Raw genomic sequence first — 26,430 nt, forward strand, 5'->3', positions numbered from 1 at the left:
CGCAAAACGGTAAAATATCGTATAAAATCGGTGAAACCCGCTTTTTTTGGGGATGTTACTTTTTCTTGGATTGGAATACAGGAAGCAATTTGGTGCGTACCTCGCCAAAGCCAATGCGTACGTTTTCACTTTGGCAATATCCTCGCAGGGTCACGGTATCATTATCCTGGATAGACGTACGGGTGCTTCCGTCATTAAGGGGTACAGGCTTGGTGCCCTGCCAGGCCAGTTCCAACATAGAACCATAGGAATCTGCTGTGGGGCCGGAGATGGTACCGCTACCCATCATATCCCCGCTATTTACCTTACAACCGTTCACCGTATGGTGGGCCAGTTGCTGGGCCATGGTCCAGTACATATACTTAAAATTGGACCGGGTAACCGTTGTGGGTGGCTGGCCTTCCGGCGTAATATCCACTTCGAGATGGATATCAAAACTCTTGTTCCCCTTCTGCCGCAAGTAGGGCAAAGGTTCGGGATTTTGTTTTGGGCTAGACACCCGAAAAGGTTCAAGTGCATCCATGGTGACAATCCACGGTGAAATGGACGACGCAAAATTTTTGGCCAAAAAGGGTCCTAAGGGAACATACTCCCATTTTTGAATGTCCCGCGCACTCCAATCATTGAACAGCACCATGCCAAAAATATAATCCTCTGCCTCCTCTATGGGAATGGGCTCGCCCAATACGTTCGCATCCGTGGTGATAAATGCGGTCTCCAGTTCAAAATCCACCACTTTGGACGGTCCGTAAACTGGGGTATCCGATCCCTTGGGAAGGGTTTGCCCCATTGGGCGGTGTACTGCGGTACCAGAGGGCACAATAGAGGAACTCCTACCGTGATAGCCCACTGGAATATGTAACCAGTTGGGCATTAGGGCATTTTTGGGATCACGGAACATGGTGCCAATATTGGTGGCGTGCTCTTTGCTGGAGTAGAAGTCGGTATAATCCCCGATCTGCACCGGCAACTGCATCTCAATTTCGTCAAGGGTAAACAGCACGATTTTTTTGTGTTCCTCATTTGTTTTGAGCTCCGGATTGTTGCTATCAAAGATTTCGCTGATCCTATTGCGCACCAACCTCCAGGTCTTTTTTCCGTCGGAGATAAAATCATTTAAGGTATCCTGTAAGAAAATATCGTCCGTAAGGGGGATATCCTTAAAATAGCCCAGTTGGTGCAGGGCCCCCAGGTCAATGGCGTGGTCCCCTATCCGGGTGCCGATGGTAATGATATCGTCCCGTGTCAGAAAGACCCCAAAAGGGATGTTTTGTATGGGAAAGTCAGAATTTTCAGGTACCGAAAGCCATGTTTTTTTGGTCGGATCATTCGTTTTAAAAGGCATGTGGTAGTTGTTAACTTGTGTTTAATAAATTCCATATCAAATATATTCTTTTCTGCTAATTAACGATTGGCAATTTGTATTTTTACGCCTCATTTAACACGATTACTATTTTACTATGCAACGCGACAATCAAATTTTTGAACTTATTGCAGATGAACGGGAACGCCAGACCCTTGGAATAGAGCTTATCGCTTCCGAAAATTTTACAAGCCCCCAAGTGATGGAGGCAGCAGGGTCTGTGCTAACCAACAAATATGCCGAGGGCTATCCCGGGAAACGCTATTACGGGGGATGCGAGATTGTTGACCAAGTAGAACAAATTGCCATTGACAGGGCCAAGGAATTATTTGGAGCGGCCTATGCCAACGTACAGCCACACTCCGGTTCCCAGGCCAATGCGGCCGTATATCATGCCTGTCTGAGTCCTGGCGATACCATATTGGGGTTTGATTTGGCCCATGGAGGACATCTCACCCACGGCTCTCCGGTAAATTTTTCAGGCCGCCTGTATAAGCCTGTTTTTTATGGGGTGGATGAGAAAACCGGCGTATTGAATTACGACAAGATTCAGGAAATAGCCCTGCGTGAAAAGCCAAAGCTGATTATTGCCGGGGCATCTGCCTATTCCAGGGATATGGATTTTAAACGGTTCCGGGAAATTGCCGATAGTGTTGGCGCGCTGTTGCTGGCAGATATTGCACATCCTGCCGGATTAATAGCCAAAGGAATTCTTAACGACCCTATACCGCATTGCCATATCGTGACCACCACCACGCACAAAACCTTGCGGGGACCCAGGGGCGGACTCATATTGATGGGGGCCGATTTTGACAACCCCTTTGGAATACGTTTAAAGAACGGAAAGCTGCGAAAAATGTCGGCCCTTTTAGATCTGGCCGTTTTCCCGGGCAATCAGGGAGGTCCTTTGGAACATATCATTGCGGCCAAGGCCATAGCCTTTGGGGAAGCTTTGACCGATGACTTCCTGCACTATATGCTGCAGGTCAAAAAGAACGCAGCCGCTATGGCCGAAGCCTTTGTGGCCAAGGATTATAAGATCATTTCGAAAGGAACGGACAATCATATGATGCTGATCGACTTGCGTTCCAAGAACATTACGGGAAAGGACGCGGAAAAGGCACTAGTACGTGCCGATATAACCGCCAATAAAAATATGGTGCCTTTTGATGATAAATCCCCCTTTGTTACCTCTGGAATACGTTTTGGCACTTCCGCTATAACCACTAGAGGGCTTAAGGAAAAAGATATGTCACTCATCGTCGATTTTATCGATGAGGTACTGACGCATCCGGAAGATGAAGCGGTTTTGGCAAAAGTGAGGGAGCAGGTAAATGAACTGATGAAAGACAAACCGCTTTTTAGTTCGTAACGAAATAGCGCCGCAAAATGGGAAACCGATAGCCCTATTATTGGCTTCCCATTCTAGTATTAATGATTTAACATATATAGGTCTCCATATACAATGGACCTATTGGCCAAATCATAAATTACGGCATCATCTTCAGAATCAAAATATAATCCCCAAAAGCTAAAATAATCCTTAGCGGTGTTGTTTCCGGTCCGGATGTTAGCTAGGGTAGCATCGTTTTCCAAGAGACTTTCTTCAAACACCGGAATATACATTTCATAAGGTATTTCCGTGAGTTCCTTGGTAAAATAGACGTAATGTTCCGCTATGCTGGTCATGATATTTTCCAACTGATCCGGAATACTTTGTTCGTATACTTTGTTGACAATAATTGCAGTATCCTTTAGGAAAAGGGAGAACTCCTCAATATCTATATGCAACTGGTTCAGCTCCCGAAGTTCGTGGAGCGTTCTTAAAAAAGGAGAGGTGCCATGTTCAACGGCATCTTTTTTGATCATATTCCCCCAAGTCTCATTCTTTAGGTGGTATAGGATTTCGTGTAAGCCAAAATTGCCTTCCAACTCAATGATCAAACCACTTTCAGTATCATTGGTAGCACGATGGCGTATGTTTACCTCGGAAAAAAAGTCTCTCTCCAGGCTTCTTTTGAAGGCATTGAGTCCCTTTAGTTTAAGGTCGCTTTCGAACTTAAAACTAAGGTTACCCTTAAAGTTATCCTGATGTATAGGCATTGGGAGTACGGTTTATACAACAATTGTAGAACAAACATAAAAGGATTGCATAGAATTGAAGTACAGAAAAACCTTAGAATAATTAAGGTTTTTGTGCAAACCGTAAAAAAAGTGGTAAAAAACGGTTGTTGGTCGATGTTTTGGCCCAAAAAAACGGGCGCCCTAGTAAAAAATTAAATAAAGCCCCTGTTCCGGGCCTCTGTGATCAAGGCCTGATCGTTTTGTTTGTCGATTCCAAAAATGGTCTTCAACTGTCTTTTTCTGTTCTCGATTCCTGCCAGGGAAAGGGAAATATGGTGAACCATATCCTTGGTCTTTGTCCCAATGGATAAATGGTACAATATCTTTTTGTCGTTATCATCCAGGGAAATGTCGTTCGACATTTTTTTTCGTATCGCCGCCAACGCCTTTTGGGTATAATAGGGTGGATTGGTGGTGACGGTGTTGACCATGGCTTCGAGCGACAATTGGTCTATTTCGGACTTTACCATATACCCTTCCGGGTCAACAGTCTTTAAAATGCTGTTGATTCTGTAATTGTCGCTAAAGGAGGACATGAACACAATCTTGGATTCGGGTACCATTTTTCTGGCCAGGATGCCCAGGTCCTCGCCCGTATACGGTTGCCCGCTATCTACGGGTGCCAACTGGATGTCCAACAAAATAATATCGTACTTAAAGGAGTGTGCCGATTCCTCGATTTTTTGTTTACCGCTTTCGAAGGTCTTGGCGGTATCTACCCGGACCTTGAAATCTTCAAAACTGGCATCTTCCAAGATATACTTATAACCAATGGTGGTCATCTCGTGGTCATCTATCGCCAAAATACGCAAGGTCTTCATGAATAGCTGTTCATGGTTTTATGCTTTTTCCAAAGCGGGTTGTTGTTCTTCTGGGGCCTCGGGTACAATCTGTTGCCTTTCAAAAGGTACCAATACGGTTACCGTGGTTCCTGCTCCAATTTTGCTTTTTATGTCCCAGGTACCTTGTAATTTGTGCACTCTCGATGTTATATTTTTTAAACCAATGCCACGTTTTCCCTTCCGCATATCAAAGCCGGCACCGTCATCTATAATTTCTACCTTGAGCAGCTTTTCCTCTGCCCCGAACCGTAGGCTCAGGGTTTTGGCCATGGCATGTTTTACACAGTTCTGCAAACTTTCCTGAACGATCCTATAGATGTTGATCTTAAGATCCCCGTTCAGCTCATCCCAATCCAACTCCTCGTCATAATCAAATTCATAGGCCATCTGGGCCGCATCACCGATGGATTTGATCAAATCTTGGATAGAATTGATAAAGTTATGAATTTTTTGATAAGATGCGTAGTTCAATTCGTGCGAAATGCTGCGTACTTCTTCCTGTACGTCCTGCAATTTTCCAATAACCTCCAGGCGCTGGCTTACGGCGGCATCGTCCGTTTTCTTGTTAAGGCCCAGAAGCATCATGCGAATACCGTTCATCTGGCCCAGGATACCATCGTGCAACTCCTCGGAGATCCGTTTCTGTTCCTGTTGTTTGCCCTCTTCCACCTTTTTCTTTTGGCTAAGCATGAGGTCAAAGATTTCCTGGTTGCTCTCCTGCTGTTGTTGATCAAACTTAAGGCGCTGGTTTTTGATGCGCTGGTAGATGATAATAAATATGGAGCCGGCCAGCAGCACCAGGCCCATTGCAATGCCGATCCACAATTGCCGCTGCCGGGCCAACAATTGGTTTTGGGCAATGAATTCGTCTGTCTCAAAACGTATACGGGCAAATTTGTTGCGGGTCTTGCGTTCCTCCATTTGCAGGCTGTCGTTCAGGGCAATATATTCCTGGGTATAAGTGGCCGCATTTTTGGGATCCAAGCTGGGGTATAGTTTTAGCACTTCCAGCAGGCGCTTGTTGTTGTTGATTACCTTGGAAGTTTCCTTCGCCTTTTTCGCATAAGAGAGAGCGGTAAGAGTATCCCCGTAATAGAGATAATAATCTGCTAGGTTGTAATTACTTACCGAGAGCCCTTTGATATCCCCAATACTATCCCGAATGTTTAAAGCGGATTTAAATTGATTCTCAATAACTTTACGGTCGAAAGCACCGTGTTTGAATTTATTGTAGGCCAAATTAGCTAGGGACCTAGCATACAAATCAGGACGTTTTTGCAGTAAACTGTCAGCAGAAAGTACCTCCTCGAAATAAGGGATCGCTTTTTTATGTTCACCCTTTTCCTGATTGACCACACCTAAGTTGTTCAAAGCATTCAACCTTAAGTTGCCGCTCTGAGGTAGTCTGACTAGATACCCCAAAGCGATTTCATAGAATTCAATGGCCTTTTCATACTCTTTTAATTCTTTGGTAATAGAGCCTAAATTGTTATAGCAATTATAGAGTTCTCTGAACTTATCCAAAGGTTTTAATAATTCAATGGCCCTAATGGTGGTTATTTCACTACCCGTATAGTCTTTTACGTCTGCCTGTACGACAGCCATATTGTATAACAAACGGGCCGAAAGGAAATCATCGTTGTTTTTTGAATAAATTTTTTGAGCCTCTTGGTAGTGATAGTATGCGCTATCCTGAATGGAATTTCCGCGAAAAAAGATACCAAGATCCCAATGGGTCTCGGCATGCCCAATGGAATCGCCTATTTTTTTAGCCAGTTCCATAGCCATATCGTTTGTCTTTCTGAAGGCCGCCGAATCTTCCAGTTTAAGATAGGAGAGGGAAATTCTGGAAAAATAACGACTCTTTAAGGAGTCATTCTTGGAGATAAGCGCTGCATCATATGCCTTAGTGAGCCATTTTTCTCTTTCTTCTTTGGAAATTGATGTATTCCTGCTTGTTTTAGCCCATGCCAAGATGCTATCGGTTTCGCTTTCTTTCGTGCTTAGGGATTGATCTTCTTCCCTTGCTCCACAAGCTAATATCAACATTGTGAGTAATATGCCGATGAACCCTTTGTGAGACTTTAGTATGTAGGTGGTATTTTTCATATGAATCTTGTAATAACAAGATAGAAAAAAAGCCTTAAATACGGTTACTTATTTAAGGCTTAAACATTATGAGGGTTTAGAGCTATTATTCCCTTCCGTCATCATCTACTTGGTCGTTGTCCGTTGCATCGGTGTCCAAATTTTCGTAAAGGGATTGCGTTTCTTCCAGGTTGTTGTCTGCCTCACAAGAAAATAAGCCAATACTCATTACCAATACCGCCAAAATACTTACCGTCTTTTTCATCTTTTGTGTGTGTTTGATTTGTTAAATGTGATTTGTTTATGGGACTAAGCTAGGAAAGAGGGGGGGCAGAGGGGGGTTAACAATAAAAACCTTAGTAGATGTACGGATTTTGTGAGTATCTGTACGGTTTTTGTTAGAATTTTGTTAATTCAGTGTAGAAATGGTGTTTTTGGCCAGTACTTTTTTAAGGCTATCGATGTTTTGCCTGTAGGATTTGGAGAACGGTAATTGCAGATCCCCATTCTTTAAGGCACAGATAGACTTGCCGTAATTGATGCGGCTTACAAACTTGGTATTGATGATGTAACTCTGGTGCACCCGGATAAAATGCTTGGGCAAACGGTCCTCAAAACTTTTGAGCGTCTTAAAGGCACTGACCGTGCTCCCGTCTGTCATCATAAAATCGGTTGCATTGTTATCGGCCTTTAAATAGAGGATTTCATCCGTATCCAAATAGTGAAAATCCTTGTACGATTTAAGACATAAGGTATGCGATTGGGTCTCCTTGGGCATTAACTTAACCAGGCGCAAGACCGACTTGCGGATATCGAACTCGTTGTACGGCTGTAACCAATAGTCGAAGAAATTGTTTTTAATGGCCTCATACGCATAGTTCTTGCTTTTGGAAATCCCAATGAAAATTGGAAGGGTGGTCATGTATTGGTGCAGTTCCATAACCATTTGAAAGTACTCCAACGCCTTTTCGTTCAGATTTACAAAAACAATATCGGGTAATTGTTTTAATATGGTATTGAGGCCATCAACGCTACTCTTGGCAAGTCCGGAACACACAAATTCCCCATACGCCTCCAAATGATGCTGCAATTGCAGATTGGAGGTGGCATCGGAGTCTATTATGGTGTAGGTGTATTCCATCGGCCAAGTTCTTATTAGCGAAATTAGGGAGAGAAATTTAGAACCTACTAAAGAAAAACCATAGAAAAACTACGGTTTTTCTACGTAATGCATTGAAAATGAGCTTAATTGAAGGAAACGCCCTTCATTTATGTTAAAATTTTGGGTAAAAAAGAAAGAATCAATTTTCGGGAATCCGTTCATATGCACCAATATCCGGTAAAACGGTACGGTCTACTCCCAAAATATCCAAAGGAACCTGCAGTGCCGTGGCCGGTTCTGCATTGTCCAGGGCCGAAGAACTTTCGGCCAACCTAAAATCATTGCTCCTCGGTTCCCTAAAATCGGTATCCCCGTTGAGGAAAAGATCGGTATACAGGGCATTGTTCCCAAAATCATATAGGGGGTCGTTCGCAAATTGGCCTCCACTGTCCTGAAATTTAAGCAGGCAACGGGTAAAATTAAACACAAAGCTGCCACCCACGTCCTGGGCCAGTAGGATTTCCCTGGATGTATTGCCATCAATTATGCAACTGGTAAAAGTGGCGCCCACAAGATCGGTTCCCATCGTATTATCCAACTGCAGGGCCGGGCCGTTCCTAAAACTGTTCACCCAATAGTTGCCTATAGTAGTATGCGCAAAATGATATCTTCCCCCTTCGTTACCGTAGAGTGATATATTGCCAGCACTTCCCAGAACCAGATTTTCCCCATTGATCCAGGCGGTGCGGCCCCATAGGTTTACGCTGGCGCTGTTGTAGATCTGTGTGTTTCTGATCGATAGGGTGGGGGCGCTGAGCACGCCATCGCCCTCGGCTAAAATACCGACCGTGGCATTTTTGATGGTGAGGTGCACCACTTCATGGTCTAGACTGCCCGGACGCAACCAAACGGTGCCCCATTGCCCAGGGACATCGGAAAAGGAGGGTTCCAAACGATCCCCCTCAAAGATGACCTCATTCTCCAACAATTCCGGATCGGTGCTGAGCGCGCCATTCACTTTTAAGGAAGCTCCGGAACGTACCAAAATCCCGGAATCTTGGTGAAAATGAACCCTGGTGCCAGCCGCCATACTCAAAGTCTTTCCGTCGGCCACCGCCGCATAGCCGTAAATGACATACGGCTTTTCATTGGTGAAACCCAGTTGGGCATCGTTCAGTACAAAGCCCTCTACCCGTATTTCATTGCCCGCTTCATCCAAGCCCAAGAACAGGGTTTCGGTCATCCCGTTTGCCCCTTCTCCCGGGAATAAAAAAATCGCGTCCCTGATCAAGGTCACCAGCGGGACTTCCTGCTGGTTGGCACCCGAATCGAACTGTATGACATCGGTATACAAAAATTCATTGGCATTGGTGGGCGCAATATCAAAGGTGGTCTCAATAAAGATAAAAAGACTGTCCTTGGCCAATAAGGGAATATCCTCAAAGGATTTCCCGGCCACGCCATCTACATTTAAGCGGTAATTGCTAGCATCACCCTGGCCCAGGCGTATACTCGGAATGCTGAGATCGTCCCTACTTCTGTTGTACACCTTTAAGGTATACGTGCTGCTACCGATGTTCGTAAAAACGGTATCCAGGAACACCGTATCCCGGGAGAATTGCAAAGTCCCCGTACTGGGAGCAAAGTCGAAGTCCTTTCTACAGGAGCTCCAAAAGATCAGCAGAGCGGTAAGGAACAAAAGATACAGATACCGATTCATCTTGGGTTTTGAGGTTTTATGGGGACAATGGGGTGCTCTGGGAAAAGAGTTCTTTGATAGTATCCGAAATACGCATAGGTCTCAAACTTTTGCCATTGAGCAGGCACCATTCCGTTTCTGAATGTAACAACAATTGATCATTTTTATTGTTGAACATCTCTACAATCCGGGTGGATTTTACCCCATCGGTACTGGATACATAGGTTCTGATCCTTATGTGGTCGTGCAGCACGGCCTGGCTCTTGTAATGCAGATGATGGCGCAGCAATACCCATACTACCTGCCCCAAAATTTCCTTGGGTGCAAGGGCCTGCCAATGGGCCTGTGCCACGTCCTGTACCCATTGCACATAACGTACGTTGTTCACATGTTGTAGTTGGTCCAGGTCATCGGGACCTACCTGTATCACTTTTTCAAAGGCCGCCATTACTTTTTTTTGATTTTGACTTCAAAAAGGGTGTCCCAGTTTTTTCCGGTCACGAAGAAGGTCTTTCGCACCGGATGATAGGCTACCCCATTGAGCACATCCAGATTTTCGTGCTGGCGTACCTTGCCCTTTAAGCCTCCAAAATTAATGACGCCCTCAATGGCACCACTATGGGCGTCAATGATCATCATGCTTTCCTTTTGCCAGACGTTGGCATAGATCTTCCCGTCCACATATTCCAACTCGTTCGCCCGGTTAAAGATCGACTTATCGGTCACAATTTCTATATACCCTTCCTCCAACAAGGTGTCCGGATTTAAGAACCATATTTTTTCCGTTCCATCACTCTTGTACAGTTTTTCCCCATCATTGCACAAACCCCAACCTTCCTTACTTTTGTTATAGGTAAAACGGTCCAATTGTTTAAAATCGTTCAGGTTGTATACGAACCCGGTGCCACTTTGCCAGGTAAGTTGGTAGACCTTATCCTTGAGCACTGTAATACCCTCACCAAAATAGCTGTTGTTCAAATCAATTTGCTTCAGGATGTTTCCGGTCTTAAAATCGATTTTGCGGAGTGAAGACCTTCCTTTCTTGCCCGTACCCTCGTATAAGGTGTCATTGTGAAATTCCAAGCCCTGGGTATAGGCATCCTCACTATGGGGAAATTCATTGATGATCTCATAGGTATACAATTCCGGAGCCTTGGGCGCGAGCACTTTTATTTTTTTTGATACTTCGGCAGAGGTGCCTTCAAAGGAAACCGTTGCCTTTAACAATTTGTTCCCCAGCTTAGGGATATTAAGGCTCAGCTTGTTGTCATGCAAAGGAAGCTCCTTGCCGTCAATGGAATAGCTTACCCTTTCAATGGTCTTGCCCTTTTTGTTCTTTAGGGCCACACCAACGACCTGATTTTGCCGAAATTGCTTTTGGTCGCCTTCCAATTGGATATCAAAAAGTTGTGAAGCGGCTGTATTACCGCCGCCGCAGGCCAGGAACAAAGTTGCTAAGACACTGAAGATTAAAAACTTAAGGGGGCTCATAGAATGCGTATACTTTCTCGGCAAATTAAGCATGTAAAATGAGAATTGCTAAAAATTGATGGCATTTTAGCATTTGCGGCTGTTGTTTTTGGATCTGGGATGCAAGGAAAAGATCAATTTTTGTCGCCCCTCCCAAAAAAGTAAATTTTGGAGGTGTAAAATATGGCGGCAAGTTTAAAAGGTCGTATATTTGCAGTTGGCAAGTCCTACACGACCAGCTCCTGCAGAATCCCCCAGGGTGGGAACGCAGCAAGGGTAAGCGGTTGTAGCGGTGCGATGTAGGTAGCTTGCCTTTTTTTGTGCCCTGAAATGAAATTCCCATGGGCCTTCTTCCGTTTATTGTTCTGTCCGTTTCCTTTTTTTCTTCCCAGGTTTTTTATTTGTTTATTTGTAACCTTAATTCCGCTAATATGGAGCAAAGAGTGGTATTGATCACCGGAGGGTCTTCCGGCATCGGAAAAGCGATAGGAGTGCATTTGAAATCCAAGGGTTTTACCGTGTACGGTACCACTAGGACCTTGGCCAGGCACACAAATTTTTCCCATTTTGAGCTGTTGGAATTGGACGTTAGGGATGCGCATAGCGTTCAGGGTGCCGTAGCAGCGGTAATCGAAAAGGAGGGCCGACTCGATATTTTGGTCAACAACGCTGGTGTTGGCATTACAGGCCCAATAGAGGAAACGCCATATGAGGAAATACGCAAGGCCTTTGAGACCAACTTCCATGGCCCACTACATATGGCCAAGGCAGTTTTGCCCCAAATGCGCAAGCAAAAATCGGGTTTGATCATTAACATCACCTCAATAGCCGGTTATATGGGCTTGCCCTACCGCGGGATTTATTCCGCCACTAAGGGCGCACTGGAACTGCTTACCGAGACCCTGCGCATGGAGACCAAGGATTTTGGAATACAACTTACCAATCTGGCCCCAGGCGATTTTGCAACGAACATCGCAGCGGGAAGATACCATGTGCCTCCTTTGGAGGGCTCTCCCTACTTTAAAAAATACAGCGATACCCTTGCGATGATCAACGACGATGTGGACAGTGCTTCTAGCCCGGACTTGGTCGCAAAAAAGGTGTTTCGGATCACTGAGGCAAAGCGCCCAAAAGTGCATTATACCGTAGGGGCATTTATGCAAAAATTTTCACTTTTCCTGAAGAAAATTTTACCCGATAAAGTATATGAGAAGCTGTTGTTAAATCATTATAAGTTGTAGCTTTGCAGCGACTTGTAGGGATTTGATCTGGAATCATTTCGAAACGTTTAACTAAACTTAAATCGCAACTACCCATGAAATTTTTTATTGACACGGCCAATTTGGACCAAATTAAGGAAGCAGAAGCCCTCGGCGTACTGGACGGTGTAACGACCAATCCTTCCCTGATGGCCAAAGAAGGCATCACTGGAAGAAACAACATCCTAAAACACTATGTGGATATCTGCAATGTGGTAGAGGGCGATGTTTCGGCCGAGGTTATTGCCACTACATTTGATGAAATGGTAAAGGAAGGGGAAGAATTGGCGGAACTACACGAGCAGATCGTGGTAAAGGTCCCTATGATAAAAGACGGGGTAAAGGCCCTAAAGTATTTTTCGGATAAGGGTATAAGAACCAATTGCACCCTGGTATTTTCTCCAGGACAGGCGTTGCTGGCCGCCAAAGCAGGGGCTACCTATGTTTCCCCCTTTATTGGGAGATTGGATGATATTTCCACGGATGGACTGAACCTTATTTCCGAGATACGCCATATATATGATAATTATGGGTATGAAACCCAAATATTGGCCGCCTCGGTAAGGCATACCATGCATGTGATAGACTGTGCCAAATTGGGAGCCGATGTGATGACAGGCCCGCTATCGGCGATAGAGGGACTTTTAAAGCATCCATTGACCGATATTGGTCTTGCCAAGTTCCTGGCAGATTACGAAAAGGGCAATTAGAGCTGATCTATTTAGCTAAGGGAAAGCCTGGAAATCCAAGTTGATTTTCGGGCTTTTTTATTTCCGCTATTATTGTGGGCTATCTTTTTGCTGGAAAGTGGTATACATGTTCGCAAAGGCGTTGGCAATGCGACCGTCCTTGGTAATGACCCCTTTGTTCAGGTGGTCCACGATCAGCGCCCTTCGGAGTTCGGAAGTGTTGTCCGATCTAAATTGTTTGCTTTTATCCAGATTGCTGGTCTCCAGGATGGAAATCCATCGCAAGGGATCGGTATCCAAATTAATGCCCACAAAGGTTTTGTCCGGATGTTTGATACTCAGCTTGGCCACTTGTTTGGTCATATTCCTAAAATGCCCCTTTTGGGTGCCCCACCAGAAATAAAATACCACGTCCTTATCCTTGGCGATATCCCTTATGGAAATATGGTTACCGGCCGAATCAAGTACCTTTACATCGGGGAGTTCACGATCGGGTTGCATACTTCGGATACCGGCATAAAGGTCCGTAATCTCATCAATGTGCTTATTGTTGCCCGAAAGCTCGTGAAAATGATCAATGAACGCCTTATTGTTCTCTTCCGTATCATTGACCTTTAAAAGGTAGTCCATGGCCACATTTCTAAAAAGGTTGTCCCTAAGCTCTTTTTGGGTGACCATACTATCGATCAACGCCATGGTATGCTTGGTAAAATGCAAATGATTTTTAATGGAATGCAGGTCAATGCCACAATTCTCCGCGCAGGACATATAGGACATATTGCCAAAATGGTACTTCATGAAGTTGTAGTACGGCCTAAAGTACGTTAGGTTCCTATTGTCAAAATCCAAACTCTTCCTATAGGCATAAAAATCGCAGGGAAATTCATCCATACCCATCTCACCCGTTCTTTTCTTGTGATAAAAGGGATACTTTTCCTTGTAGATGTAGTAGCTGAAATCTATGCTTGCCCGAGCCATATCGACTTGTGCCTCGGTAAGGGTAACCTCCTCCATCAAACTCTCCAGGAGGGTAATCTTTTGATTCCGCAGGGAATCCAGTTTTTCACTAAATTCCAAGGGATCTAGCCAATAGTATGAAGCAATGGATTCTTCCTCCAGTTCATTGGAAAGGAATATCTCCAAAAGGAAGTTGTTGATTTCCTCTCCGGTGCCTGAAAAAATCAGGGACTCATCAAAATCAATGGTATTTAAACGTATTTGAAGACTATCACCACGCTCCAGAAAGATATATTGTACTTCCGGCTCGTGGTAAAAATGGTATAATCCCTCGTCAACAGAGTCGAGCAGAAAGGAGAATCTACTGTTTTCGTCCAATTTTGCCGAATCTATAACCATGTCGTCTTTGTAAAGAACAACATGACTGCTTGTGGGATTTACGATTTCCCCGGCAAAATATACTGTTGGGCACTCATTCTTCCCTTCACCACAACTTGCCAACAGGAAAAGAACTAGATAGAATAGAATTTTATTCATACACAATTAACTGCCGTATTGTGACAAATCTACTAAAAGCACTAGGTACCGCCTGTTAATAGGGCGTTAAAAAAACCTAGGAAAGGGTTAAAGCCAATGGGGGATGGGCAAGGGTTCAAGATTATTGGCAGGGCGGCTTTATTTTGCTTATTTTTGCACAAATTTTAAAGCCTGTACTATGCTATCCGTATCAAATTTGTCGGTACAATTTGGAAAACGAGTGTTGTTCGATGAAGTCAATGTAACCTTTGCGCACGGCAACATTTATGGGGTCATTGGTGCCAATGGTGCCGGGAAGTCTACTTTTTTGAAGATACTTTCGGGCCAAGTGGATGCTACCTCGGGACACGTACACCTAGAGCCGGGAAAACGCATGTCCATTTTGGAACAGAATCACAATGCCTATGATGAATTCCCGGTACTGGAAACTGTGGTCATGGGCAATAAACCGCTTTTTGCGATTAAAAAGGAAATCGATGCCCTTTATGCCGATTACAGCGACGAAAATGCCGATAAGATAGGGGAGTTGCAGGTGCAATTTGAAGAAATGGATGGATGGAACGCCGATAGCGATGCCGCCGCACTTTTGTCTAACCTGGGTATTACCGAGGAGTTGCATTATACCGCTATGGCCGATATGGATTCCAAATTAAAGGTGAGGGTGCTGCTCGCCCAATCGCTGTTTGGAAATCCGGACGTATTGATTATGGATGAACCTACCAACGATTTGGACTACGATACCATTGGCTGGTTAGAGCATTTTCTTGCCGATTACGAGAATACGGTAATTGTGGTATCCCATGACCGTCACTTTTTGGATGCGGTTTGTACCCATATTGCGGATATCGATTTCGGAAAGATCAACCTGTATTCGGGCAATTACAACTTTTGGTACCAGAGCAGTCAATTGGCTGCCAGGCAAAGGGCCCAACAAAACAAGAAAGCGGAAGAAAAAGCCAAGGAACTACAAGAGTTCATTCAGCGTTTTAGTGCCAATGTGGCAAAAAGTAAACAGGCCACTTCACGAAAAAAAATGTTGTCCAAACTGAAGGTCGATGACATTAAACCGTCTAGTAGAAGATACCCGGCCATTATTTTTGAGCGGGAACGCGAGGCGGGGGACCAGATATTGAATATTGAAAAACTGGCCGCCAATTCCGATGAGGGGGAACCCTTGTTTGCAAATATCAACATTAATCTGGCGAAAGGGGACAAGGTGGCGATAATCTCCAGGGACTCCAGGGCCACTACCGCTTTTTACGAGATTATTAACGGCAACAAAAAGGCCAGTGCCGGATCGTACCAATGGGGAATTACCACCACACAGTCTTATTTACCAGCAGACAATTCCAGCTTTTTCAACGTGGATAGCGACCTAGTGGACTGGTTGCGCCAATGGGCCAAAACCGAAGAAGAACGCGAAGAGGTCTATATCCGTGGATTCTTGGGAAAAATGCTGTTCAGCGGGGAAGAGGCGCTGAAGAAATGTGCTGTACTTTCCGGGGGTGAAAAGGTTCGGTGCATGTTAAGTAGAATGATGATGCTCCGCGCAAATGTGGTGCAATTGGACGAGCCCACAAACCATTTGGACCTGGAAAGTATTACGGCCTTCAACAATTCCTTGAAGAATTTTAAGGGGACCGTGCTTTTTACCACACACGATCACCAATTTGCTCAAACTGTGGCAAATAGGATCATAGAATTGACCCCAAAGGGTAATATTGATAGATATTTGACGTTTGATGAATATATGTCCGATAAGACGATTAAGGAGCAGCGCGAAAAATTGTACGCTGTGACTGTATAGACTTATCGATGCCCAAATCCCAACATTATGAAAACCTACCACATTTGGTATGCGCTTCTGGCATTGGTCTTGCTGGGGTGTAGTAGCTCGGAAGACGGATCAACTACTGGTACCGATGACGAGCTTGGTACGGGAGTACCGGCAGATTATGCACTGCTTACCTCAAATAACGGAAACCTTTCCAGCGTGCAGCTCAATGCCAATCGCCTTATGGTCACGCATAATCCCAATAACGGCCCTTTTGGGACCATACCGGAACCGTCCATTTTTTATCTTGAAGATACTAGGTTCAGCTATTTTAATAGGCATCCCGATTGTAGCGGGGAAATCGCCAGCTATAACTTCACCACAGATATCACGGAGCGAGTTACGGTCTTTGCCGACCTGCTGGATTGCCAACTTGTTGTGAAGGCCGTGGCCCGTTCGTCGGATTCCTTTTTCATTGCTTATGAGACCCCTGGACCGCTTCCAAGCGATAGGAATTTTTATATTAGGGCGATAGATATTGCTTCTTCTGCCCATGTGGATGTCCCTTTAACGGAGGAACCCCTACAACTCGATTTTTCCGGCAATCGCTTGTTCATCCTAACGCTAGACCCTGATATCAGTTCCAAAAAGAATGCTCTGGTGGCCATGGATTCGGAGACCAAGGAACTGTTGCACGAGGTTAACCTGGATCTGGAGGTACAAAAAATAAAGAAAGACCCCGACGGAAATATCGTGGTAAGCTACCCCAGCTTGCATCTGGTAATCAGTAGCACGACCATGGGAGTTCTTTCCACCGTGCGTTACACCGAAGGCACGGAACCCAAGTTCGGTTTTTCGGAACGCAATTTTTTTGACAGCTCTGGAAACCTGTATTATCAAAGGCCCGAAAGTACGGGCGAGTATCCCAGTATCCCTGCAGTGTACGAGTTCGGTAGCAATACTGCGATACTTTACTTCTACGAAAATTTCCTCAGCGAGCAGCAGCGTGAGTTCGAGTTTGAGCTTGGCGATACTTCCATGGTTTCCTACGATTCCGGGAACAATCTCATATTGATCGGTTACCGTAAGTCCGGAAGCGAGGGATTGGGCGGACTATTGCGCATTAAACCAGCTCCCGACGCCCAATTCGTGGACAATACGGATCTTGAGGGCATTCCCTTTGCCGTTTTTATCAGATAACAGTTGCAAGCTACCATAGCAAAGGACCTGGCCATGTGGCACAGGTTTTTTGTACTGCCCTTTTAGCGTCTAGGCGTTAAAATATTTGCTGTTCCAAATGGCGGGATTAAAGTTTTTTCCCAGCGCCACCCCATAGAAGATCACTATAGCTGCAATGGATTTGAACATAAAGAAATAAACGATCCAAAATTCCGAACTGGAATTGGTCTTGGAAAATAGGCCTTCGGGAATCATTAGGGTAACCAGATAACTTAGGAATAGCACCAATACTATCAGGTTCTTCAGGTCTCTAAAAGGCCACATAAGCCATTTTCGCAATGGATGCAGATCGTTGCCCCATTTATGGACCAAATAAAAGTAGCCATTGCCAATGGGCGCAAAGAGCAGTGGGTCATCCTTGTCCTCCAATTTAAAAAGTTTGGAAGGAGCCATAATCATGAAACCCTGTATCTCCAAATGGTGTAGTTTTTCCAACTGTTTTATCCTTGCGATGGCCGATGGCGGAAAGGGCCCTTTAAAATAGCGGGAATTTAGGAACCGAAGCCTGTAATCGATACAAATTTCCTTGATCTGCTCCAGGTGAAAGATGCGCTTGGTATCCAAGAGGTCAAAACGGAACGGATTCGTGGGAGCGTTTGCATTCACCGCCAGGCGTTTAGCTATGCCTGTTTCCCTTTCAGCGTCTTCCCTCAGAAGATTGTACACCTCCTTGAGGATGTTTTCGGCCTTGTTTTCCTTTGCCCTTAAACGGAAAAGCCTTTCTTCTATGTTCGTTTTTTTTAGCAACATTTTCTTTCTTCCATTACCGCATAGGCATAAAATTAAGGAATTACAAGAGGAATCGATTTCAATTAAAAATGCAAATTGTTAATATTTTGTTAAATTCTATAAACTACGCGGTCCCTATCCGGAATAGCTCCGTATAAATTGTATATTGTCGATCATTCTTTACCGTTTATCGGAATTTTGGTCGTTAACCCCACAATTGAAGAACCTATGAAATGCTTGGTATCCCCTGTAACCCTACTGCTCTTACTGACGACTTTTTTGTCCGTTGCACAGGAAAACCCACAGCGATCGCAAGATGGTGAATTCGGGAAATCGATCAGTGAACGTACGGAGGATTCCAAAAACCACAAAACCCTTCTGGCGGCGCTCAAGGCCATTGATTTGGAGGAGACACTTGACGAAGATGGCCCATTTACTGTTTTTGCGCCTTCGGATATCGCTTTCCAAAAATTGTCGGCAGACAAGGTAGCTTCACTCTTGCACCCGGAAAACAAGAAAGAACTTCATTCGGTCATTACCTACCACATCGTAGCGGGAGAACTTACGGCTTCCAAGATTTTAAAGGCCATGTGTCGGGGGAACGGAACAGCTACCTTTACTACGGTCCAGGGAAATAAGATTACGGCCACCCTGAGCGGCATTGATATCATATTAAAGGATAATTTTGGGAATGCTGCCAAGATTACCACGGCCGATTCCAATCAGTGCAATGGCATAGTCCACGAAATCGATAGTGTGATCCTGCCCAAAAAAATCTAAGCTTTAACGCAGTTCCGCACGCAATTCAGATTCGTAGCGCCGTTGTAGTTTACCCATGATTTTATCAATCCGTTTGTCCGTTAAGGTGTTTTTTTCATCCTGAAGCGTAAAGCTAACGGCATAGGATTTTTTTCCCTTCGGGAGGTTTTCACCCTGATAGACGTCAAATAGATTAACATCCCTTAGGAGGGTCTTCTCTGTCTGCATCGCTATATCGTGGATTTCCTTAAAGGTCACGCCTTCGTCCAACAAAAGGGCAAAATCTCTCCGTACTTCAGGGTATTTGGGAATATCGGTAAAGGACACCCTATTTTTGGCAGCAAGCTCCAACAGGACGTCCCATCTGAAATCCGCGAAAAGAACCTCTTGTTTAATGTCGAACTTTTTAAGCAGTTTATTTTTGATCAAACCCAAGCTTACCAATTCCTGCTTTCCGTGTTTTAGAACCAGTCCTTCCGAAAATATATCGTTCTTTATCGGGCCTGAATTGGTCTTCGAAATGCCCAAGCGCGACAGGACATTTTCTACGGTAGCCTTAAGGAAATAAAAACCGGTTTTTTGGGCGGGTGCCAACCAACTATCGGCATTTCTGTCGCCCGTGACCAGTAAACACAGGTGTTTGTTCTCTACCCGCTCGGCCTCAAATTGATGGTAGGTCTTTCCAAAGTCGAAAAACTTCAAATTCCTGTTTTTCCGGTTGATATTATACGAGATGGCTTCCAGACCGGAAAACAACATAGACTGCCTCAGCACCGAAAGGTCGGCGCTCAAGGGATTTAACATGGACACCGTGCGGGCATCCTGAATATCCCCAGAAAGCGCATTATAGTCGGGTGTGGTAAGACTGTTCGTCAGGATTTCAAAGAATCCCAGGGCAGCGAGTAAGTTGCCAATCTGGTTTTGCACCTTGTAATCCTCAAATTTTGATGTCGTAGCAATAGAGGCGCTTAGTTTTTTCTTAAAGCTGATATTGTTGTATCCATAGACCCTAAGGATTTCTTCAATAACGTCTACCTCTCGTTGCACATCTACCCGGTAGAAGGGGATGCTAAGGCCCAGGCCAGACTCCGTAATGTTCTTTACCTTAATGTCCAAAGAGGCCAAAATGGATTTAACGGTGTCCTCGGACAGCTCCTCGCCGATAAGTTTGTTCACCTTATCAAAGGTCAGGAAAACCTCATAATCATTTTTCCTATTGGGATATAGGTCCACCAGGTCCGAACTGATATCCCCACCTGCAATTTGCTTGATAAGCAAAGCCGCACGTCTAAGGCTGTATTCTACATTGTTGATATCGATACCACGTTCAAAACGGAAAGAAGCATCGGTATTGAGACCATGTCTTTTGGCTGTTTTTCGTATGGAAATGGGATCAAAATAGGCACTTTCCAAGAAAATGGAAGTGGTGTTTTCCGTAACGCCGGACTGTGTGCCGCCAAAAACGCCGGCAATGCACATGGGTTTTTCCGCATCACATATCATAAGGTCTTCCTCGTGCAGTTCCCTTTCTACCTCATCCAAGGTAGTAAAACGGGTCCCCTTGGGGAGGGTCTTTACGATAACTTTCCCCCCTTTTATTTTGGCCGCGTCAAAGGCATGCAGGGGTTGGCCCAGTTCGTGCAGCACGTAGTTTGTGGCGTCCACTACATTGTTCTTAGGAGCTATCCCAATGGCTCTTAATCTGTTTTTGAGCCAATCGGGTGAAGCTTGTACGATAAGGTTGTTGAGGGTCACCCCGCAGTATCTCGGGGCCAAAGTATTGTCCTCTACCAATACGTCTATTTTAAGTGAACGATTGTCCACATTGAAGGGGCTCACCGATGGCGTGATCAGTTCCTTGTTCAAATCCTGTTGTAGCAGCCCGGCCCTTAAATCCCTTGCTACCCCAAAATGGCTCATGGCATCCGCACGGTTGGGCGTTAGGCCTATTTCGAAGACGGTGTCCTTCTCTATCTCGAAGACGGTGGCACAAGGGGTTCCCGGCACCAGGTTTTCGGCCAGCACCATAATACCATCGTGACTGTTGCCCAAGCCCAGTTCGTCCTCTGCACAGATCATGCCATGGCTTTCCGCTCCGCGTATCTTACCTTTTTTGATGGTCCAAGGTGCTCCACTTTCATCGTAGAGTTTGGAGCCTATTGTGGCCACTGGCACCTTTTGTCCCTTTGCTACATTGGGGGCGCCGCAGACAATCTGTACGGGTTGGTCAAGACCGATGTCTACCGCGGTCAGTTTTAGCTTATCGGCGTTGGGATGCTTTTCACAGGACAATACATGGCCAACGACCACACCCTCCAAACCGCCCTTAACGGACTCAAAAGGGCTTATCCCTTCTACCTCCAATCCCAAATTGGTCAAAAGTTCTCCCGTTTTTACAGCGTCCCATTCAATTTGGAGGAACTGTTTTAACCAGTTGTAAGATATTTTCATCGGCCCGTTTTAAAGTGTCCAAAGATAAAACAATGCTGGAAGACATTCAACAGGTATTTTCGTGAATTGTTTTAATTTTTATCGTAAGTTTCCGTTGTCGATTTTCAAAGACACAAAGTGCCCCCTTATGATACGAAGACTCTCTTTATTAACCGTGTTTCTTTTACTGGTTCTTTCCTGCAAAAAACCAAATGACGCCCAACTTAATACAGGCATTTGGCGCGCAGAGCTCAAGGTAACCGACGATGAGGTGCTCCCATTCAATTTTAAGCTGTCCAATGACAAAACCAAAGGGTATCACATGGAGGTCTACAATGCCAGCGAGGTCATTGCCATAGACGATATTGTTACCCGCGCCGATTCCATTCTGATAAAAATGAAGGTGTTCGAAGGATATATTTCTGGAAAATTTACCGATAGTACCATTACGGGTAGCTTTGTCAAGGAAAGTTTGGATAGGGTAGTGCCCTTTACCGCTGTTTTTGGGGTGGAAAACCGATTTGATGACGAAACACCTGCCACGGCTAATGTTTCGGGGATTTGGGAGACCGAGTTTAGTCCGGACACCCCAGATAGTTATATGGCCAAGGGCTTGTTTTCACAGCAGGGAAATGTGGTCACGGGCACCTTCAGGACCACCACAGGTGATTATCGCTATTTGGAAGGGATCATGAACGGAGATTCCCTGAAATTATCCGCCTTTGATGGTGCACATGCCTTTCTGTTTACTGCCAAGGTCACCGATAGCAGCCTAGCGGGCACTTTTTATTCGGGCAATCACTTTGAGGAACCCTTTGTGGGTATTCGAAACAAGGATTTTGAACTCCCGGACGAGGACACCCTTACCTTTCTCAAAGAAGGCTATGATCAACTGGTTTTTTCCTTTCCCGATGCTGAAGGTACACTGGTTTCCTTGGAGGACGAAATGTTTAAGGACAAGGTGGTCATTGTACAGATTATGGGTACCTGGTGCCCCAATTGCCTGGATGAGACCAAATTTTTTGTCGATTACATAAAGAAGAACGGAAACGAGGACCTCCAGTTTGTGGCCTTGGCGTTTGAATATGCCAAAACCAAGGAAGCCGCCTTTACCGGAATCAAGAGGTTAAAAGAACGCATAGGTGTTCCTTATCCCATTTTATTGGCCCAGTACGGCACCTCCAACAAGGCCCGGGCCCAGGAGAAGTTGCCCATGCTCAACCACGTACTTTCCTATCCTACCTCCATATTTTTGGATAAAAAGGGAAAGGTTAGAAAAATCCATACGGGTTTCAACGGACCCGCTACAGGGGATGCCTTTGTAGCTTTTAAAAAGGAGTTCAATGCCTTCGTAAACACCTTGCTCGAAGAATGAAAGATGGCGTTTAGATAATAGTGGATTTTCCCAATCCTATGTTTTCATCGTTGATGTTCAAGTGATCCTCGGAATCCATAATATGGTCCGCGATGAAGTTCCCAACATGATTGGTACCATATTTGCTTTTTGCATCCAGATCAGGCGTCACAATATTCTTTTTCAATGACTTGTTCACGGCGCTCACCACGGCACGCGCCTCCTCGTCCAATCCAAAATGGTCCAACAACATGGCCGCGGACAGGATAGCAGCGATGGGATTCGCAATATCAAGGCCCTTGGCCTGCGGATAGGAACCATGTATGGGCTCAAACATGGCATTTTCTGTCCCTATGGAGGCCGAAGGCAATAGTCCTATGGACCCTCCGATAACGCTCCCTTCGTCCGAAAGGATATCGCCGAACATGTTTTCGGTAAGAATCACATCGAATTGCGCCGGATTCAATATGAGCTGCATTGCGGCGTTGTCCACAAAAAGGAAATCGAGGGCCACCTCCGGGTAACTCTCCCCGATTTTCGTAACCACTTTGCGCCATAAACGGGATGATTCAAGGACATTGGCCTTATCCACCAAAGTGAGCTTGTTCCTTCTGCTTTTAGCGGCCTTAAAGGCCATATGGGCAATACGGCTGATTTCCATTTCGGAATATTCACAGAGATCCGATGCCACAGTCCCCGCCTCGTTTAAGGTTTTCTCGCCAAAATAAATGCCACCGGTAAGCTCCCGGTAGATGGTAAAATCGGTTCCGGAAATAATTTCCTTGCGCAAAGGCGATTTTTCAATTAAGGTGGGAAAGACCTTCACGGGCCTAATATTGCTAAAAAGGCCCAACTCGCTACGCAATCGAAGCAAACCCTGCTCGGGCCTAACCTTGGCCGTAGGGTCATTGTCGTACTTGGGTGCGCCAATGGCACCAAATAATACGGCATCGGAATTCTTGCATAATTTCAGGGTATCCTCGGGAAGGGGGTCGCCCGTTTTGTCAATGGCTATGGCACCTACGACCGCCTCGGTGTAGTGAAAGCTATGGTTAAAGGCCTCTTCCACGGCTTGTAGGCACTTCTTGGCCTGGGTCAAAACCTCGGGTCCAATACCGTCTCCGGGCAAGAGGGCAATCTTTAGTTTCATTAGGCGACACTTTCTATGTTAATCTTACTGGCTATCACGATCTCATGAATGTCAGCGTCCAATATTTCCTTTTTTCGATCCGCAAACTTCAGAAACTCTTGGTAAACGGTGTCCAACTGCAATTTAGTAAGTTCGTACCCCACTTTTTTTGCCCTATAGGCCAAAGCGGCCCTGCCGCTCCGTGCGGTGAGCACGATCGAGGATTCGTTGACGCCAACATCTTCCGGATCTATAATTTCGTAGGTTTCCCTGTTTTTGATTACCCCATCCTGGTGGATTCCCGAGCTATGGGCAAAGGCATTGGAACCCACAATGGCCTTATTGGGCTGCACGACCATCCCCATTTTTTGGGATACCATTTGACTAGTATCGTACAACAATTTGCTATTGATACCGGTATCGAGGTTTAGATAGGGGTGTTGCTTTAAAATCATGACCACTTCCTCCAGTGAGGTATTGCCTGCACGTTCCCCAATTCCGTTTATCGTACATTCGATCTGCCGTGCGCCATGGATCACCCCTGAAATGGAATTGGCGGTCGCCAGCCCCAAATCATTATGGCAATGGCAGGAGAGCACCGCCTTTTCAATACCTTTTACATTTTCCTTTAGGTACTTCATTTTGGCTCCGTACTCTTCGGGCAAACAATAACCGGTAGTATCCGGAATGTTCAGTACCGTGGCCCCGGCCTTGATGACGGCCTCACAGACTTGGGCCAAAAATTCATTATCGGTCCTTCCCGCATCCTCCGCATAAAACTCAACATCCTCCACAAACGATTTTGCGTATTTCACAGCATCTACCGCACGTTCTATAATGGTTTCCCTGTTGGCCTTGAATTTGTGTTTTATGTGAGAGTCCGAGGTGCCTATACCGGTATGGATTCGAGGGCGTTTGGCATATTTCAGCGCTTCCGCGGCAACCTCGATATCTTTTTTTACGGCACGTGTAAGGCCACATACCGTGGCATTCTTGATCAATTTGGCAATTTCATTCACCGATTGGAAATCTCCCGGGCTCGAAATGGGAAATCCAGCTTCAATAATATCGACACCGAGTTGATCCAGGCGTTCCGCTATAATCAACTTCTGCTTTGTATCCAACTTACAACCCGGTACTTGCTCTCCGTCCCTAAGCGTGGTATCAAAAATTTGTACCTTATCTTTGCTCATTATATTTATGTAGTTTTAAGAACCTATACGAATATATGGCTAGCAAGACGAAAAGCTCAAAATAGGGAAAAACATTTACAATGTTAAAGTACTTTTAAGGCTTACTAATGCATTGATATACAATTATTTAAATTATATTTTTTACGATGACAAATGCCCATAAAGATGCTTTGTTTGTATTGGTAAAATCCCTGTCGAAATCGGAAAAGAGGCAATTTAAGCTCTATGTGGGGCGGTTAGGGGTGAATACGGATGCCAAATTCCTGGCTTTGTTCAATTTATTGGATAAAATGCGGGGCTATGACGAGACCGTCATTTTGGACAGTGGCATTGTAAAAAAGACACAGCTTTCCAACCTCAAGGCACATCTGTACAAACAGGTACTGGTGAGCCTGCGGTTAAATCCCGTAAACCAGAACATTCGGGTACAAATTAGGGAACAATTGGATTTTGCGACCATCCTCTATCAAAAAGGGTTGTACAAACAAAGTCTTAAAATTTTGGATAAGGTAAAATCCATCGCCATAGAGCATGAGGAAAAGAATATTGCTTATGAAATCGTGGAACTCGAAAAAATAATCGAGACCCAATACATTACCCGCAGTATTCCTGATCGGGCCGATGAGCTTTCCGTTCAGGCAAAGGAACTTTCCGAGCAGAACGTGATGACCAGTAAACTTTCCAACCTATCGCTGCAGTTGTACGGTATGATGCTAAAGGTTGGTTATGTGCGCAATGATGAGGATTATTGGAAGGTGCGCCGTTATTTTGAAAGTCACCTGCCTAAATACCAGCTCGAAGCATTGGGGTTTCGTGAAAAACTTTGGCTGTACAAAGCGCATTTGTGGTACAGTTTTTTGATTCAGGATTTTCTCTCCTGCTATAAATATGCGAGCAAATGGGTGGATCTTTTTTATGATCAGAAGGAGATGATCTACCTGAACCCGGTCTTTTTTCTCAAAGGAAATCACTATTTGCTGGAATCCTTGTTTTACGTGAAATACAGTTCCCAATTTAAAGAGACACTCGATAAATTGGAGCATATGGTGAACAGCAACAGTTTTCCCAAGAACGACAACATCTCCTCCTTGGCATTTTTATACATCAATTCCAACAAATTAAACCTACATTTCTTGGAGGGTACCTTTGAGAAGGGCTTGTATTTGGTAAAGGTCGTGGAATATGGAATTGCCAAGCACAAGGATCGCATAGATGAACACCATATCATGGTATTCTACTACAAAATAGCCTGTCTTTATTTTGGTGTTGGCAATAATAAGACGTGTATCGAATATCTAAAGAAAATCATCAATAACAAGAACTTGAAAATGCGGGAGGACCTTATGTGTTTTGCCCGGGTTCTTAGCTTGGTGGCCCACTACGAAGCGGGGATGGACTACCATTTGGAGGTACAATTGAAGAGCACCTACAAATTTCTGTTGAAGATGGACGACCTGCACGAAGTTCAAAAGGAAATGATCAAATTCTTGAGGAACTTGGGCGATATTTACCCTCACGAGTTGCGAAACGAATTCCAGAAACTCTATGACCAGCTTAAAAAGTACGAGGATCACCCTTACGAAAAACGGGCCTTCCTGTATCTGGACATCCTTTCCTGGCTGGAAAGCCATTTACAGAACAAACCTGTGGCCCAGATCATACGGGAAAAGGCTATGGCGGTCACTCGCTAAGA

At 45.0% G+C, this 26,430-nt stretch carries 22 protein-coding genes and 1 other RNA gene; 9 read left to right on the forward strand and 14 right to left on the reverse strand.

Features of this window, described 5'->3' with window-relative positions; translation table 11 throughout:
- Positions 1 to 55: 55 nt before the first annotated feature.
- On the reverse strand, positions 56 to 1,345 hold the full coding sequence (gene fahA / locus ACRD67_RS06565) for a fumarylacetoacetase (RefSeq protein ID WP_430966259.1): 1,290 nt from the start codon (positions 1,343 to 1,345) through the stop codon (positions 56 to 58).
- Positions 1,346 to 1,460: 115 nt separating this feature from the next.
- Between fahA and glyA the strand changes: the two genes are divergently transcribed.
- Positions 1,461 to 2,735, forward strand: coding sequence for a serine hydroxymethyltransferase (gene glyA, locus ACRD67_RS06570; protein WP_430966260.1), 1,275 nt, complete (start codon positions 1,461 to 1,463; stop codon positions 2,733 to 2,735).
- A 59-nt stretch (positions 2,736 to 2,794) separates the two neighbouring features.
- On the opposite strand, the gene ACRD67_RS06575 is transcribed toward glyA, so the two are convergent.
- The 8 genes from ACRD67_RS06575 to ACRD67_RS06610 form a co-directional block, all read right to left on the reverse strand.
- Complete coding sequence (locus ACRD67_RS06575) at positions 2,795 to 3,466, reverse strand: hypothetical protein (RefSeq protein WP_430966261.1); 672 nt, start codon at positions 3,464 to 3,466, stop codon at positions 2,795 to 2,797.
- A 173-nt stretch (positions 3,467 to 3,639) separates the two neighbouring features.
- Complete coding sequence (locus ACRD67_RS06580; protein ID WP_430966262.1) at positions 3,640 to 4,308, reverse strand: response regulator; 669 nt, start codon at positions 4,306 to 4,308, stop codon at positions 3,640 to 3,642.
- An 18-nt stretch (positions 4,309 to 4,326) separates the two neighbouring features.
- Complete coding sequence (locus ACRD67_RS06585) at positions 4,327 to 6,378, reverse strand: tetratricopeptide repeat-containing sensor histidine kinase (RefSeq protein ID WP_430966263.1); 2,052 nt, start codon at positions 6,376 to 6,378, stop codon at positions 4,327 to 4,329.
- A gap of 145 nt (positions 6,379 to 6,523) precedes the next feature.
- Complete coding sequence (locus ACRD67_RS06590; RefSeq protein WP_430966264.1) at positions 6,524 to 6,682, reverse strand: hypothetical protein; 159 nt, start codon at positions 6,680 to 6,682, stop codon at positions 6,524 to 6,526.
- 144 nt (positions 6,683 to 6,826) lie between these two features.
- Positions 6,827 to 7,558 carry a LytR/AlgR family response regulator transcription factor gene (locus tag ACRD67_RS06595; RefSeq protein ID WP_430966265.1) on the reverse strand — a complete coding sequence of 244 codons (732 nt, stop codon included), beginning with the start codon at positions 7,556 to 7,558 and terminating at the stop codon, positions 6,827 to 6,829.
- Between the two features lie 160 nt (positions 7,559 to 7,718).
- Entirely contained in the window at positions 7,719 to 9,239 is a 1,521-nt protein-coding gene (locus ACRD67_RS06600; RefSeq protein ID WP_430966266.1) for a hypothetical protein, read from the reverse strand.
- 16 nt (positions 9,240 to 9,255) lie between these two features.
- Positions 9,256 to 9,666 carry an acyl-CoA thioesterase gene (locus tag ACRD67_RS06605; RefSeq protein ID WP_430966267.1) on the reverse strand — a complete coding sequence of 137 codons (411 nt, stop codon included), beginning with the start codon at positions 9,664 to 9,666 and terminating at the stop codon, positions 9,256 to 9,258.
- A complete protein-coding gene (locus ACRD67_RS06610; protein ID WP_430966268.1) occupies positions 9,666 to 10,709 on the reverse strand; it encodes a glutaminyl-peptide cyclotransferase in 1,044 nt (347 codons plus the stop codon). The genes ACRD67_RS06605 and ACRD67_RS06610 overlap by 1 nt, the downstream gene beginning before the upstream one ends.
- 197 nt (positions 10,710 to 10,906) lie before the next feature.
- Here ACRD67_RS06610 and ffs point away from each other — a divergent pair.
- The 3 genes from ffs to fsa all read left to right on the forward strand — a co-directional run bounded on the left by ffs (position 10,907) and on the right by fsa (position 12,657).
- An RNA gene (ffs, locus tag ACRD67_RS06615) (signal recognition particle sRNA small type) lies at positions 10,907 to 11,005 on the forward strand.
- A 114-nt stretch (positions 11,006 to 11,119) separates the two neighbouring features.
- On the forward strand, positions 11,120 to 11,929 hold the full coding sequence (locus ACRD67_RS06620) for an SDR family oxidoreductase (protein WP_430966269.1): 810 nt from the start codon (positions 11,120 to 11,122) through the stop codon (positions 11,927 to 11,929).
- 74 nt (positions 11,930 to 12,003) lie between these two features.
- Positions 12,004 to 12,657, forward strand: coding sequence for a fructose-6-phosphate aldolase (gene fsa / locus ACRD67_RS06625; protein ID WP_430966270.1), 654 nt, complete (start codon positions 12,004 to 12,006; stop codon positions 12,655 to 12,657).
- A 69-nt stretch (positions 12,658 to 12,726) separates the two neighbouring features.
- On the opposite strand, the gene ACRD67_RS06630 is transcribed toward fsa, so the two are convergent.
- Positions 12,727 to 14,130 (reverse strand): TlpA family protein disulfide reductase, encoded by a 1,404-nt coding sequence (locus tag ACRD67_RS06630; RefSeq protein WP_430966271.1) that lies wholly within the window; start codon positions 14,128 to 14,130, stop codon positions 12,727 to 12,729.
- 178 nt (positions 14,131 to 14,308) lie between these two features.
- On the opposite strand from ACRD67_RS06630, the gene ACRD67_RS06635 reads away from it, so the two are divergent.
- Both ACRD67_RS06635 and ACRD67_RS06640 read left to right on the forward strand, forming a co-directional pair.
- Complete coding sequence (locus tag ACRD67_RS06635; RefSeq protein ID WP_430966272.1) at positions 14,309 to 15,937, forward strand: ABC-F family ATP-binding cassette domain-containing protein; 1,629 nt, start codon at positions 14,309 to 14,311, stop codon at positions 15,935 to 15,937.
- 27 nt (positions 15,938 to 15,964) lie between these two features.
- Entirely contained in the window at positions 15,965 to 17,104 is a 1,140-nt protein-coding gene (locus tag ACRD67_RS06640) for a hypothetical protein (protein ID WP_430966273.1), read from the forward strand.
- A 69-nt stretch (positions 17,105 to 17,173) separates the two neighbouring features.
- On the opposite strand, the gene ACRD67_RS06645 is transcribed toward ACRD67_RS06640, so the two are convergent.
- Positions 17,174 to 17,893 (reverse strand): hypothetical protein, encoded by a 720-nt coding sequence (locus tag ACRD67_RS06645; protein ID WP_430966274.1) that lies wholly within the window; start codon positions 17,891 to 17,893, stop codon positions 17,174 to 17,176.
- Positions 17,894 to 18,100: 207 nt separating this feature from the next.
- On the opposite strand from ACRD67_RS06645, the gene ACRD67_RS06650 reads away from it, so the two are divergent.
- Positions 18,101 to 18,652: a fasciclin domain-containing protein gene (locus ACRD67_RS06650; RefSeq protein WP_430966275.1), complete on the forward strand. Its 552-nt coding sequence runs from the start codon at positions 18,101 to 18,103 to the stop codon at positions 18,650 to 18,652.
- Between the two features lie 3 nt (positions 18,653 to 18,655).
- Here the strand turns inward: ACRD67_RS06650 and pheT are convergent, their stop codons facing one another.
- Positions 18,656 to 21,082: a phenylalanine--tRNA ligase subunit beta gene (gene pheT / locus ACRD67_RS06655; protein WP_430966276.1), complete on the reverse strand. Its 2,427-nt coding sequence runs from the start codon at positions 21,080 to 21,082 to the stop codon at positions 18,656 to 18,658.
- Between the two features lie 130 nt (positions 21,083 to 21,212).
- Here pheT and ACRD67_RS06660 point away from each other — a divergent pair, with 130 nt between their 5' ends.
- Positions 21,213 to 22,436, forward strand: a complete 1,224-nt coding sequence (locus ACRD67_RS06660) for a peroxiredoxin family protein (RefSeq protein ID WP_430967152.1) — start codon at positions 21,213 to 21,215, stop codon at positions 22,434 to 22,436.
- 10 nt (positions 22,437 to 22,446) lie between these two features.
- Here the strand turns inward: ACRD67_RS06660 and leuB are convergent, their stop codons facing one another.
- Both leuB and ACRD67_RS06670 read right to left on the reverse strand, forming a co-directional pair.
- Positions 22,447 to 23,565, reverse strand: coding sequence for a 3-isopropylmalate dehydrogenase (leuB, locus tag ACRD67_RS06665; RefSeq protein WP_430966277.1), 1,119 nt, complete (start codon positions 23,563 to 23,565; stop codon positions 22,447 to 22,449).
- On the reverse strand, positions 23,565 to 24,737 hold the full coding sequence (locus tag ACRD67_RS06670) for a 2-isopropylmalate synthase (protein ID WP_430966278.1): 1,173 nt from the start codon (positions 24,735 to 24,737) through the stop codon (positions 23,565 to 23,567). The genes leuB and ACRD67_RS06670 overlap by 1 nt, the downstream gene beginning before the upstream one ends.
- A 146-nt stretch (positions 24,738 to 24,883) precedes the next feature.
- Here ACRD67_RS06670 and ACRD67_RS06675 point away from each other — a divergent pair, with 146 nt between their 5' ends.
- Positions 24,884 to 26,428 (forward strand): hypothetical protein, encoded by a 1,545-nt coding sequence (locus tag ACRD67_RS06675; protein ID WP_430966279.1) that lies wholly within the window; start codon positions 24,884 to 24,886, stop codon positions 26,426 to 26,428.
- Positions 26,429 to 26,430: the final 2 nt, after the last annotated feature.

The sequence above is a fragment of the Eudoraea algarum genome, assembly GCF_050589645.1.
Classification (GTDB): domain Bacteria; phylum Bacteroidota; class Bacteroidia; order Flavobacteriales; family Flavobacteriaceae; genus JBNGOQ01.